Origin of the sequence: Richelia sinica FACHB-800 (assembly GCF_014698825.1) — a bacterium.
Lineage (GTDB): Bacteria > Cyanobacteriota > Cyanobacteriia > Cyanobacteriales > Nostocaceae > FACHB-800.
The window spans coordinates 75,010-89,508 of record NZ_JACJTT010000012.1; the positions used below are offsets into that span (position 1 = coordinate 75,010).

The 14,499-nt window shown below is 40.7% G+C and carries 7 protein-coding genes; 2 read left to right on the forward strand and 5 right to left on the reverse strand.

All coding sequences use genetic code 11. From position 1 onward, the window contains the following. The first annotated feature begins 1 nt into the window (after position 1). A complete protein-coding gene (locus H6G73_RS11235; protein WP_190604358.1) occupies positions 2-1,450 on the forward strand; it encodes a dihydrolipoyl dehydrogenase family protein in 1,449 nt (482 codons plus the stop codon). A 27-nt stretch (positions 1,451-1,477) separates the two neighbouring features. Here the strand turns inward: H6G73_RS11235 and H6G73_RS11240 are convergent, their stop codons facing one another. Then, complete coding sequence (locus H6G73_RS11240; RefSeq protein WP_190604360.1) at positions 1,478-3,211, reverse strand: DUF3685 domain-containing protein; 1,734 nt, start codon at positions 3,209-3,211, stop codon at positions 1,478-1,480. Between the two features lie 136 nt (positions 3,212-3,347). Between H6G73_RS11240 and H6G73_RS11245 the strand changes: the two genes are divergently transcribed. Beyond that, positions 3,348-6,422, forward strand: a complete 3,075-nt coding sequence (locus H6G73_RS11245) for a pentapeptide repeat-containing protein (protein WP_190604362.1) — start codon at positions 3,348-3,350, stop codon at positions 6,420-6,422. 42 nt (positions 6,423-6,464) lie between these two features. Here H6G73_RS11245 and purF read toward each other — a convergent pair whose 3' ends face one another. The 4 genes from purF to H6G73_RS11265 form a co-directional block, all read right to left on the reverse strand. Beyond that, a complete protein-coding gene (gene purF, locus H6G73_RS11250; RefSeq protein WP_190604364.1) occupies positions 6,465-7,964 on the reverse strand; it encodes an amidophosphoribosyltransferase in 1,500 nt (499 codons plus the stop codon). A 354-nt stretch (positions 7,965-8,318) separates the two neighbouring features. After that, complete coding sequence (purL, locus tag H6G73_RS11255; protein ID WP_190604366.1) at positions 8,319-10,685, reverse strand: phosphoribosylformylglycinamidine synthase subunit PurL; 2,367 nt, start codon at positions 10,683-10,685, stop codon at positions 8,319-8,321. Positions 10,686-11,340: 655 nt separating this feature from the next. Continuing rightward, the gene (locus H6G73_RS11260; protein WP_190604368.1) at positions 11,341-11,826 is read right to left on the reverse strand and encodes an allophycocyanin subunit alpha-B; all 486 of its coding nucleotides are present in this window, start codon (positions 11,824-11,826) and stop codon (positions 11,341-11,343) included. Between the two features lie 601 nt (positions 11,827-12,427). Then, positions 12,428-14,212 carry a ShlB/FhaC/HecB family hemolysin secretion/activation protein gene (locus tag H6G73_RS11265; protein WP_190604370.1) on the reverse strand — a complete coding sequence of 595 codons (1,785 nt, stop codon included), beginning with the start codon at positions 14,210-14,212 and terminating at the stop codon, positions 12,428-12,430. Positions 14,213-14,499: the final 287 nt, after the last annotated feature.

The following is a 14,499-nucleotide window of genomic DNA, read 5'->3' on the forward strand; positions in this document are numbered from 1 at the left end:
AATGCCAAATGACCATGATTTAGTAATTATTGGTGGTAGTCTTGCTGGATACCAGGCCGCCCTAGCTGCAACGGAACTAGGAGCAAAAGTAGCTCTAGTAGAACCCCAAGCCCATTATGAGATTAATTACCATCACGTGCTGCGAGGAGTTGGGAAAATCACCAATTACTCGCGACTAGGGGCAAATATAGGGCTAGACTACTCACAATTAGCTGCTAAATCACACTTATCTGACCATTGGCAAGAAACTATACTTTATGCCCGGAGTGTAGCTGCCAATCTGATTGAACAGCATTCATTAGCTAATTTAGCCGCTCACGGTGTAGATATTATTTTGGGTAGCGGTGAATTTCAGACCTCTCCCCAATTAGGCTTTAAAGTTAATCAACGGCTATTACAAGGACGCATTTACTTACTGGCTTGTGGTTCCCGTCCAGCCATTCCAGACATTGACGGACTAGAAAAAACTGGCTACCTGACCCTAGAAAATATTTGGCCATATCTCAGTCAAAAACATCCACCAGGCAATTTAGTGATTTTAGGTGGTGTTCCTCAAAGTTTAGAAATTGCCCAAACCCTGGCATATTTTGGCTATAAAATCACTCTCATTTGCGATCAAACTCATCTTTCCAAATATCTTGAGCCAGAAATTAGCCAACTATTAATTGCTCAGTTAGAAGCTGATGGAGTCACAGTTCTCAACGATATAGAAGTTACACAGGTGCGGCAAATTGGTGATAAAAAATGGCTCCAAGCTGGAGATAAAGCCATGGAAACTGAAGAAATTATTATTGCTACAGGACAACAACCAAATGTTAGTTCCCTGAATTTAAGCACAGTTGGTGTAAAATACAATTCCCGGCGCATTTTTGTCAATGAGCATCTACAAACCACCAACCAGCGAATTTATGCTTGTGGAGACATTATAGGTGGTTATAGCCTAACGAATATCGCCAACTATGAAGCATATACCGCTATTCACAATGCCCTATTTTTACCCCAAACTAAAATTAATTATCAATGTCTTCCTTGGGTAATTTCTACTCAGCCAATGGCGGCAAAAGTCGGTTTAACAGCAGCCCAAGCCAACCAACGATATGATAAAAGTCGAATTTTCATTTGCAAACAATATTATAAATCTTTAACTACAGCCCAGATGCACAATGAAATTACGGGCATTTGTAAATTAGTAGTTTTAGAAAGCGGTGAAATTTTAGGGTGTTCTATCTTTGGGGCAGAAGCGGGAGAGTTAATTAATATTATTGCTTTGGCAATGTCCAAACAAGTGAAAGTGAATGATTTAGTAAATTTAGCACCTGCCTATCCTGGCTTTGGAGAAATTTTGTCCCAAACTGCTAGAGAATGGCACAAACAAAAACTACATCAAAACCATTTACTACAAGAATTAATCCAAAGTTTTTTACATTTTCGTCGTGATTGGAATTGGTAGTAAAAGGTGACAGTAAATATTTTGATATTACTGTTTTCTCTCATTATCTCTTCGCCATTTCTGATCTGTGAAAGAGGCGCTACCAATACCTTGCAGAATCCCACGACCAATTAAACCTATACCCCGACCTACCACTTGGGTGAGAATAAAAACGATGCCATTTCCTAATAAAGCTAAGAGGGATTGGAGACGAGGTGCGATCGCATCCCGAAATTCTAGCAGTAATGTCACCCCTAAAGGTATTCCTGACAACTGGGCTAATTCTTGGTTTCTGGGAGCGTAAATTGATATTTTTGCTAAACCACGGGGTGCAAACACAAATAAATCATAGCGACTTTCAAAGATTGCCTGTGGTTCAGCCACAGAGTTATTTAATCGATATTTCCAAGACAGACTATTTCTAAATTTTTCTATTTCTCTAGTAGAAATTATTTGCCTGTCGTAAAATTCTTGTTTAATAGTTTCTATATCAGCTAAATAGTTTAATAGAGGTTGAACTACACAGTTACCAATTTGGATTACTAGGTTTTCTAAAATAACTGATGCCTGGTCTTGTGCTTCTTTGCTACCTGCCTTATAGGAATTATTATCTACATTCAAATCCTGTTGTAAGAGCAGATAATTAATTAATTCTGCCACCAAAGGTATCTTTTCAATGATTTGTAGTTCTAGGTCAGATAATTTACTTAATAAAAAATCAGCTATTTCTATGTTTTCTCCACCAATTTTTATTTTGTTGCTATTGCCAAAAAAATCGGCTACAGATAATTTCCAAATATTAATTAACATCAAATTAATCAGCTTATTTAGTGACTGAATTTCTAAATTCATGATTCTCAGTCTATCTAGTTCTTGCTCAAAATTTTGAATTATTATATATAATAACTCTCTCTTTTTATCTTCTCGTAAAATATCTATTTCTAAAGGTACTTCAGTCAGATTTTGTAAAGTAAACTGAAGTTTTTGTATACAAGATGTCAATAATGTGGATTGCAGATTATTCAAAGACAGTTGCGGTGCTCTAGCAGACATCAATGATAAATCTGATTGATTCACGATTGTTTGATCAGTCATAACAGGTGTAGGTATCCGATAAGTTGGTTGTAATGCTTGCCTTTCTTGTCCTGTTAATAAAATATGATTGAGGAACCATTTAGCTGTTAACAGTTCTCGCTGCTGTCCAGCCAAAATTGCCCTTTCTAATAATGGTATTCCTGGTATTTGTAACTGTTGAGTGACAGCCTGGAGTTTAGTATCAATGTAACCCACACTGGAAAAACGTAAGTTATGCCTTAGTTGAGCAAAAGGTAGAGGAGAATTAACAGTTTGATTGTCACCAAACCAAACACGATTGCCATTAGCAACTTCTTGGATAATTGTTACTAATTCTTCAGTGTCTATACCTTTAGGACAATAACCTTCTATACCCGTAGCTTTTGCTGCCGATAATAATTTTGATTCAGTGAGAGAACTTAGGAGTAAAATTGGTAAATTAGGGTATAAATTTTTTAATTGCTGACAAAATTGCAAGCTTTGTAGTTGGGACTGTTGAGTGCGTCCGTTACCTAATTCCAAAACAATCAAATTGACTGAATTCGAGTCAAATATGGCTGTTTCCTGCAAAATTTTCAGGGCTGCGGTGTCTGTAGCTACATCAGCAAGGATTTGTAGGTGCGGGATTGTTTCTAATGTTACCCTTAATCCGAGCCGAAATATGGGATCTGGTTCGATTAAAATGATTTTTAACGGAATACTACGCATATTATGCTCAAAATACAGAGAAAGTGTCACATCGTAAATACTGCATGACTACCTAGCTGGTTTACACTCATTGTTACCTGTTTTAATGCAATCTATCGACAATTATTGTCTTTAACAGCCATTCCTTGGTAATTAAATGGACTTGAGTATCAGACGTTGGTTGTGCGATCGCTATGTCGCTGTCAATCACATCAAAGAAATGTCATCAGGGCAAATAGCGGGCATTGCCTACTGTATCGTACAGGATATGGAAGCCCAAGGTTTCATGGCGTTTGAAATCTGTACGTTAGTAGAAGTCCTAGAACTACCCTTAAGTATTGTTTGGGACGAAATCTCCATCTTGACCCAATTAACTGCCCATCTGTTACGCAGTCTCAGCCAAAGGAAAGCTCTCAAGCGTAACGAAGGGACATGGCTAGCTTATCAGATTGCTTATTTACAAGCTTTAGAACAAATTCTCCAACAAGAAGCCACCTTGCAACGACCTTGGTTAGACCGGGCCATGATTCCTGTTCCTCCTCAAGTTGTGAATGAGCAAACAGGTAAACTCACCCTCAAAGATGGCAAATTACAAAGTATACTCAAAAACTTCAGTCCTGGTAAATTAACTGATACCCAAGCTAAACAAGCATTATCATTAGTTGCTGACTCATTGCTAGTTCAACAAATTAATCAAGCTGCTGGGGCCTGGTTAGTCGCTAATGGTGCAGAGGAACCGGAAGCAAAATTAATTACCAACAGGTTGGTGAATGCCCTTCCTGGTCACTTATTATTAGTGATTGCCAATAATGCTGCTCCCCTGGCCCAGTTACAAAAATTCGTGCGGTTAGGGAACTCCTTACCTCTGAATATTCAGACCTCAGAATATTCATTGTCAGGTTCAGCTTATACTTCCGTGGTTGGTGACACCATAGATTTATATCGTGAATATTATCGTGCTAGTTTACTTTGCCATCTCAGCACACCTCTATTCATGGAGTCTTTTGCACTGAAGGATATCTATGTGCCATTGACTGGTTTTCCTGTGTTAGAAAATCAACCAGAAGGAACAAATGATACTCCTATGCCAGTGGATTTAATGGCATGGACACAGCAACAGTTAGGCAATCTGACTACGATTGCAGTCATCGAGTCTGAATCTGGTTATGGAAAAACCACTTTTTGTGAACTTTGGGCTGCTCAAGTAGCACGAGAACTTTATCCTAATTGGATGCCTGTCCTGATTAATTTGCGAAATATTACCTATGGTCAAACTTTAGCAGAAACCTTGAATTCGGCTTTAGCTGAAAATCTCTCTATTGATTTGCAAAGTTGGTTAGACCAAGATTATCCTCGTTGTCTATTAATTCTTGATGGTTTTGATGAGTTACCTAGTGGAGGCAAAAGCCAACAAGCCAAGCGCATTTTTGCCCAACAATTGTTGAATTTATTGACAGAAGGTAGACATAAAATTATATTAACAAGTCGGTTAAATGGCGTGGGAGAAATGATTCCTGAATTATTAGCAAATTCCAAACGCATCGTCATTAGACCACTAGAAGTAGATGAATTGAGACAATGGTTTCAGCATTGGACAAAAGTGCAATCATTATCCACAGCACAAAGCTTTTTTACCTTCTCAAAACAGGCTGGATTGTTTAATGTTCCCTCCAAGTTACCAGAGTTATCTACTCTGATTCGTCAGCCTTTGATGCTGTACATTTTGGGACTATTACATCGAGATGGATTTTTAGATAATAAACTGCTGCAACTAGGAGCAAATCAAGAACTATATAGCGGTGCGGCTTTACGGTGGGAAATACACCATCGCTTGAGTCGCTGTATGCTGGGCTATCCCCACACCGAAGGATTCAAGACTATGCTGTTGCGGGTAGGCACTGCCCATATCCATCGTAGACCAGAAGCGATCGCGAATTTATTGGCAGGTCGTCAACCCCAGGAGTTACTAGAAGACATGCAAGCGATCGCACTGCAAATTCTCCACAGCGATCGTCATTATATTCATTTACCCCACACATCTGCAATTCCCAATCTTCCATCTATTTATTTCCGTACTAGTTATCACCGCAGCAAAGAATCCTCATCCACCAAAATCGAATTTTCTCACCCCAAACTAGGAGAATATATTTGCGCTCAAGCTATAGTTAATCAACTGTACGAATTAACTAGAGATTTTGCGAAACATCCCAATTACCAGGACACTGAGTTTACTAACAGTTTCGCCCAAAAAATGTATCAGTTATTTGGTTTTGGTATTCTCAATCTAGAATTAGAAGGACTAATCATTGCCGGGTTACAAAAATCCCACAAACAGAATTTTTCTTTTACATCATTATTTGCAATTCTCGAATCTTTTTGGCGTGAATACTGCCAAGGTGGTTGGTTGAATCAAGGTATTGCCCACCAAGCTTTAACCTATTTTCAAAATTTAAAAAATCCTATCAATGTTGAACAAATTAACGCTGCTGTCGGGTTCAATGTCTTTATTCTTTTGTGTGCTATTAATCAAGTAGCAGATATTCCTTTTGCACCCTGTGGCAATCCTACCAATTTATCAGAATTTAATCCTACAGCTTTAATAGAATTAATCAATAAAACCACTGTTTTACAACCCAATGCCTTTATTTCTCGCACTAAATTTTTATCTTTCGCAGGGATGAACCTGTCAAAAGCTTGTTTGCGACAAGTAATTTTAAGTAACCTGAATTTACAAGCCACTAGCTTTTATGATGCTGATTTAACTGATGCTAACCTTAGTGGTGTGAATTTAGAAAGAGCCAATTTGACTGGTGTTAATTTAAGTGGTGCCAATCTTAGCAATGCCAATCTGCAAAGAGCTAATTTAACAGGTGCCAATCTTAGTAATGCTAACTTGAGTAATGCCAACTTGATGGGAGTTAATCTCAATTCTGTTAATCTCTCTCAAGCTTATTTATTTAACACAATTTTAGATGAAGCTGATAAAGAATTTGCTGCCCAAAATGGTGCAGTTTTATCCACAAAAGAGGTAGTAAATACTACGACTACCACTAAACCCACACCTGAACCTGAACCCTCTATCCAAGAATACGAAGACGACAGCGTGATTACAGACGCAGAAACACAGATTTGGCTAGTAGATTCCCCAGACAACGTAAAAATTGAAATGGCAGAAGGTGTACCACTATTGCCAACAGATTTATACAATACTAGCAGTTACGCCAAAAGTTGAAATATGCCCACGAAAGTGGGCATATTAAATCAAAAAACGAAATTAAACTACCACTTTCTCCAGCATCAATTTAGAACGCTTCACTTGTTCGGGAATAGCCACAGGATAATCACCAGTAAAACAAGCAGAACAGAAACTATTAGTATCTTCTCTAGTAGCTTCTAACATTCCTTCCCAACTCAAATATGCCAGACTATCAACTTCTAGCTGCTTGGAAATTTCTTCAACTGATTTAGTAGCAGCAATTAGCTGATCCTGAGTATCTGTATCAATGCCGTAGAAACAAGGATGAGTCACTGGAGGAGAAGAAATACGCATATGTACTTCTATGGCACCTGCTTCACGCAAGGTTTTGACCAATTTGCGACTGGTAGTACCGCGCACAATAGAATCATCGACAATGATTACTCTTTTTCCTGCTAATACATCTTTGAGGGGGTTGAGTTTCATCCGTAACCCAGACTCCCGCATACTTTGGGTGGGTTGAATAAAAGTTCTACCCACATAGCGGTTTTTAATCAACCCTTCTCCATAGGCAATACCAGATACTTGGGAGAAGCCAATGGCCGCAGGTATACCAGAATCAGGTACTCCAAAGACTATATCCGCGTCAACGGGAGACTCTTGAGCAATTCTTCTGCCTAAACGCATCCGATAGCTATATAAAGTTTCGTTGTGCATAATGCTATCAGGACGAGCAAAGTAGATCATCTCAAAGATGCACAACTTGCGCTGGGGTTGTTGATTCCATCTGTAAGAAGATAAACCTGCGTCAGTAATCCAAACTAATTCTCCGGGTTCTACGTCTCGTAGATATTCAGCACCAATAATATCTAAGCCACAGGTTTCAGATGCCAGAACGTAACGGACTGGATTTTCTCCCAATGTACCAATGACTAAGGGACGGATGCCATTGGGGTCTCTGACACCCATCACACCATTAGCGGTGCCAATTACGAGGCTAAATGCACCTTGACAACGGTGAAAGGCACGGATAGAACCTTCTAACCAATCTGCACCAGCGTTCACTTCTTCGGCGATCGCATAAGCAATCATTTCAGAATCTGTGGTGGTCACTAAGTTAAAATTGCTTTTGAGCAGTTCTTCTCGCAACTGAATTGTATTGACCAAGTTGCCATTATGTGCTAGGGCTAATTTACCCAAGCGAGTATCTACCACCGCAGGTTGGGCGTTAACTTTGCGGCTAGAACCGGTAGTGGAATAACGAGTATGACCAACACCGATGTGGCCAGGTAACTTTTCTAATATCGCTTCATTAAAGACCTGGGATACCAGTCCCATATCCTTGTGCTGGTGTACTTGCTCACCCTCAAAGGTAGCAATACCAGCTGATTCTTGACCCCGATGCTGAAGGGCATACAATCCAAAGTAGGTCAGTTTGGCTACGTCTTGTTCTGGGGCGTAAATACCAAAAACACCACAAGCTTCTTCTGGCTTGTCAGAACGGTTTTCATGACTGTCGATTGGGTTGTGAGAATGGTCGGGGTATTCATCCAAAGAGACGGGATGGATGGGAATCATGCTGGTTTTGCTCCTGGTGGGTGTCTATCAATGAAGAAGATATGTGGCTTGCACCACGCTGCGCTATCAGGAGTTCAGAAGTGTTTTGCATCGCCAATCACGATGCTAATGGGAGTCGAGAATATATCTACACTTAGAAGCAGTGGAGACTTGCAAGCAGACAAAGGTTAAATGTCTGTAATTCTTGTCCTCTTTCACCTCTGAACTACTTTCTTGGGAACCGGAAGACTGTATATGGATAGTGGCAGGTTCTTAATAAATCTTTAACCATCCATTAAAACAGTACCGTAATTTGGTGAAGGATGAATTAGTCAGTGTAAATTTTCATGCTGATTTCTTGATTTTTAGTCTTGCTTAAGCATTGCTATAAGTGGCAAGACGTTGAGCGATCGCCTGAGAATAGCGATCGCCCATATCCTTGATCCTAACGCTGACTAACTGCTGCTGGTCGGTAGTTGATATGGTCAGTCCTGCCTCCGCAGCCACCACTACACCTAATTTTTGCCATTCCTTACCCAAATTTTCTTGTATATAGGATTCCCAAATTTCTTGGTTTTCTCCACTGACAGAAACTAAAATTCTGCCTCCACCTTCACCAAATAACACTTCATCCCAGCGTCCCCCATCCCTAGCAGCCATACCCACATCAATCGTTGCACCTAAATTACCAGCAATACAGCATTCCGCCACAGCCACTGTTAAACCACCCTCAGCACAATCGTGGGCAGAACGTACCCAACCAGCACGAATCCCTTCACGGACAGTCTTCTGGACTCTGCGTTCTAAATCAAAATCCACTCTAGGTGGTTTTCCAGCTACAGTATTGTGAATTGTCGCTAAATATTCAGATGCCCCTAATTCAACTGGAGACTTAGTTGGTAATCCTAATAGATAAATCACATCCCCTAGACTTTGCCAACCTTGTCCAGCAATTTTCGTCAAGTCAGGAATTAACCCCACCATCCCCACCACCGGCGTGGGATATATGGGCTGAGGATTGCCCTGGGAATCAAGGGTTTCGTTGTACAGAGAGACATTTCCTCCTGTTACAGGGGTTCCCAACTCCCGACAACCTTCACTCAACCCGCGACAAGCAGAGGCCAACTGCCAATAACCAATGGGTTTTTCAGGACTACCAAAATTGAGGTTATCAGTCACAGCCAAAGGTTCAGCACCCACACAGCTAAGATTTCGGGCAGCTTCTGCCACCACAGCCTTAGCACCTTCATAGGGGTCTAAATAAACATAACGAGAATTACAATCTACCGTTGCTGCTACACCAGACTTGAGTTCGGAAATAGGAGATTGGAGATGAGGGTTAGATTCTAAAGGACGCAACCGCACCACCGCCGCATCTGCACCACCTGGCAACAAGACAGTATTATTCTGTACCTGATGGTCATATTGACGATAAACCCAACTTTTAGAGGCAATAGTTGGTGTATCTAGCAAAGTTAATAACACCTCATTCCAACTTTGCAACTTACCCCCCACTTCAATCCCCGCAACAGTACAAGCTGGTAAACTATCCGGCGACCATTGCCAAGCTGTTTGAGCATATTCAGGCGGTTCTGCTAACAATTCCCGTTCATACAATGGTGTATTCTCAGCTAAAGCATCGGCGGGAATTTCCGCTGCTACCTTCCCTTCAAATAAAATCCTCACCATCGGTTCTGCAATTACCGTACCTGCAACCACAGCATGAAGTCCCCAGCGGTGGAAAATATCAATTAATTCCTGTTCACGTCCCTTGTGGGCCACAAACAGCATTCTTTCTTGGGATTCCGACAGCAGATATTCATAGGGACGCATTCCCAATTCCCGCACCGGAATCTTATCTAAATCAAATTCAATCCCCACGCCACCTTTAGCAGCCATTTCCGAGGTAGAACAGCTAATACCAGCCGCACCCATATCTTGGGCAGCAACCACCGCCCCAGTTTTAAATGCCTCTAAACAAGCCTCAATCAGGGATTTTTCCAAAAATGGGTCGCCTACCTGCACAGCAGGACGGTCATCCATTGATTGATCACTCAATTCTGCACTGGCAAAACTGGCCCCACCCATACCATCTCGTCCAGTGGTGGAACCCACATACAACACAGGATTACCAATACCAGAAGCACCAGATTTGACAATTTCTGGTGTTTCCATTAATCCCAGTGCCATCACGTTTACCAGGGGATTACCAGAATAAGCTGGGTCAAAATAGACCTCGCCACCGACCGTGGGAACGCCAACGCTATTACCATAGTGGGAAATTCCCGCTACTACACCAGTAAATAACCTTTGGGTTTTCGGGTCATCGAGGGAACCAAAACGCAAAGAATTTAATAAGGCAATGGGACGTGCTCCCATTGTAAATATATCTCTTAATATTCCACCTACGCCCGTAGCTGCACCTTGGAAGGGTTCAACAGCGGAGGGGTGGTTATGGGATTCTATTTTAAAAGCTAATTGTAGTCCGTCACCTAAATCGACAACACCTGCGTTTTCTCCAGGTCCGACCAGAATACTGGGGCCGGTGGTAGGAAATTGTTTAAGTAATGGCCGAGAATTTTTATAACAACAATGTTCCGACCACATCACCCCAAACATTCCTAGTTCGGCTTTGTTGGGATGACGACCTAACCGTCGGACGATTTCTATATATTCTTCAGGTTTGATACCTTCTGAAGCAATTTGTTCGGGAGTAAATGGACTTGGGGAGGTGGTGGTCATGGAAGTAATGCACCAAAGGGACAGAGGATTATTTTATCGATTTAATTGTCGTGTCAGTGCAAAATTCTGGTCAACTGTATCACCATCAAAAATTTTTCTACTATTAACCACAAAACTCACTTCCCGCTTAACCGTTGTTGGATCAGCAAGACAGTGAGTTAAGAGTTGTGTTCATGGCTGGATTAGCAAGATATGTATCAAAATCAACATTTAGATTTTGACATTAAAGTTTGACAATTTGTCAATTACCCCGCTGTTTCATTATGGTAATGATAGGTATAACCATAGTGAACGTTTTTTTGTCCGGATACAGTTTTTTTGCTACTAGCATGTGACTGATATCACGAGTGTAGTGTGATTTTGATCTACACTCATCCATTGACACATTGGGATAATTACAGACAACTGAACTCTAGCCGAGTCATTTAATAGGGAACACACTATTTGCTGACAGTCTACCATATGGCTGTTGGCTTTTTGTCGTCTTTATCCATTTTTCAAAATACTATCTTGATCAAATATCCCCACACCAGGTTTATAACTCGACACAACAATGCCTTAGCTACTACCAAGTATGGGGAAGATATGATCAAAACAAGAATGTTATGGTATTGGAGAGCTTATGTCCTTGTTAACAAGCATTTCGGCTGGTTGCTTAGGACATGGATTGAATGATGAAATCAAAGTAGGGTGCAGCTTCAGACGCATCATCAGCACTCAAGAGATCCAAAGAGGCTTGCTTGAGGCAATTGATCGCTTCCACCATACCGGGAACGGGAACACCCAAAGAGTTGTACATTTCCCGTACACCAATCAAACCAATTTTTTCAATTGGTTCTTTGTCACCGGCTAAAACACCGTAGGTAATCAAGCGCAAGTACCAGCCAAAATCGCGGATACATAAAGCACGTTGCTTTTCTCCGTAAGCGTTGCCGCCTGGGGAAATGAAGTCAGGACGCTTTTGCCATAGCTTTTTGGTTGCTTCCTGAACAATCTTTTTTTCATTTTCGGACAGGGTTGCAGCGATTCTTGTACGCTGTTCACCTGTTTGCAAAAATTCTTTGATACTTTTGAGTTCACCACTGCTGGGGTAACGCAGTTCGTCGTCGGCTTGGAGAATAACTTGGCTAATTACAGTCATGATTATTGTAATCACGCGAAATATTATTATTTGTTAGTTTAACGACTTGGAGGTACAGAAGTGAAGGGAAAGATATGACTAGTAATGGTACTGGCAATTAAAAATTTTCCATTTGCCATTAAGAATGAGGGTGCGAGCAGTCAAAATACTGGTGTAGACTAGTTTTCAGGAACTTTAGAGGGAGAATGAACAAAGACAGAAACATCTTGAGTGTGGCTGAATTTTACAAAAATTGATGTTTTTATCCCCTGCTAATGTTATTGATTTAGATAAAATTTTGAGCATTTAAGCGAAACTTGAAAAATATTACAAATTGTTGCTATTTTTTACAAAAAATAGAAGAGATAAACATAGACAATGTGGTTAAGAAATTAACTAAAACTTAGATACACCAAGGCTTTGACCACTGTCACAGTTCGTCTGAAGCCCACTGCGAAGCCTGCCATCTGCTATATGTATAAATTCAGCTTTTTGTTGATTTTTAATAAGAAGATTTGGGTTTTTGGCGACCCTGATGATTTGTTTATAGTTATGTAAACTTTTGTTACAAATATTTAGTTAACCTTTGTGTATAAATGGTGTGAACGGTAAATAACAATTTTTATGGCTGATATACCAAACTAAAAGAGAAACCGTCATCTTGAGCATTGTTACCACGGTCTTTTAGGTTGATAAAAGGAAGACCATAATCAAGCCGCATATTCAATTTTTCAATACCCAAGGCGTTATTCCAGAGTAACCCCAAACCAGCACTGGCTAAAAAAGTTTGATCAGGTAATTTGTTGGGGTTATCACCTTGATTCCAAACTGCACCCAGGTTGATAAATGGTGCTAATTGAATGGTGGGTAGTCCGGCCACATCTCTTTGGACAGTGATTCTATCTTCAATCGCTACCCTAAAACCATTGTCTCCAGAACGAGCATTTTGTCGGTAGGCACGGACAGACCGACCACCACCAATGACAAATTGCTGTGATGGTAAAAGACTATCGGGTGTGAGTTGTAAATCGGCTTGAATGAGTAATAAGTGGTCTTCTGAAAGTTTTTGCCACCGTTCAACTTGACCTAACCAACTAAAAAAGATGCCATCGGGAATAGGTTCAGGATTGGTGGTGGCATCTAATAAACTGGTGCCAAAATTAAATTGCGATCGCACTGACCAGGCCCCAAGGGAATCACGCTTGACATAATCTTGACCAAATTTAATCACACTGGTGCGGCTAACACCATTGGCATCAGGGCCTTGACCAAATCCATAGGGTTGTTGATTAAAAATAAAACTTTGTCCATCCTGATGGATAAATCCCAAGGACAATGCAAATTCTTGTCTGGGGGTTCTGACTATTGGTTGACGATAATTAATTTCGTACAGGTCTTGATGAGCGCGAATACCTAGTGCATCGTAGGGGGATTCAGTGATTTTGCTATTATTGGGTGCTACTCGTAATTGAACTTTGCCATTCATGGCATTGACAGGAATTTGATAGCTAAAATCAAATATCTCAGCCCCTCCATTCAGTGAGCGATAATAGGCGGCAGATAGTTCATCTCCTAAGCCTGTTAAATTGCGATCGCGCAAATCTATCCCCATTCTTTCACCTCCCACACTAGGAGGAGAATAATTATCCACACTTAAGGTAAGTTTCCAAGGGTTAAATTCTTGCACCCTGACCACGAGACGACTTTGACCAACTTTACCAGTGGGACGTAAACTGGCTTCCACATTGCTAAATAAAGGGTCGAGTCGCAGTAATCGCAGTTGTTCTTCTAACTTAATGGTATTGAGGGGAATACTCGCACCCAAGGCAATGCGACTCCGAATGTAATCGGGGTTAACTTGCCTATTCCCTTCCACATCAATCCCTGATAACTGTCCTTCAATCACCTGAATCACAGCAAAATTATGTGTGGGAGAAGGTGCACTTAGAACAACAGCACGGGAGGTCAGATAATTGTTATTTAAATAAAGTTGAGTAATTGCATCTGCAACTTGACGGACTTCTTCTTGAGTTAATTCTCTGGCAACATATTGCTTGATGACCTTATCTAATTCTGATTGGCTAAATACAGTGCTACCAATGACGCGAATAGCCCCAACATAAAATCTTTGGTCATTTTCTGGAGGTGGGGTTGGTGCAGGAGTAGGTGTGGTATCGGGGGTTTGGGTGATGGAGGTAGAGGAGTCTGGAGGAATTAATACTGGACGATCATTAGCGATCGCTGTTACTTCATTGATAGTCAACAAACAAATCACATTAAGAATCAGCAAATAGCACTGACTGTGCCATCTGTGTAAATTCAGCGTCCCCAACTGAGCAAAAACATATAAAATACCTGAATGCTTTTTCCCTTCACACTTCACACCAGTTTTTCTTCCTCTTCTCATATCACCTCAATTAGCTGATTCAGAGCTTTGGCTAGTTGCAACTGCTGTGTATGGAATATCACATATTCATTGATTTGTCATTAATTTGACAACATAAAAACATATGTCAAATCAAAAACCTGAACAGCCTAAATCCTTTTATCGCAATGGACAGAGTGGTTAGGACATTCACTAACACTAAAACTTATACAGGCAACGGCTTTTAGCACTGTCACCTGTCACCTGTCACCTGTCATATTCTTGATTTGTTAATTTTTAAAGCTGTCCCCGGCTAGAAAGCACGGGGT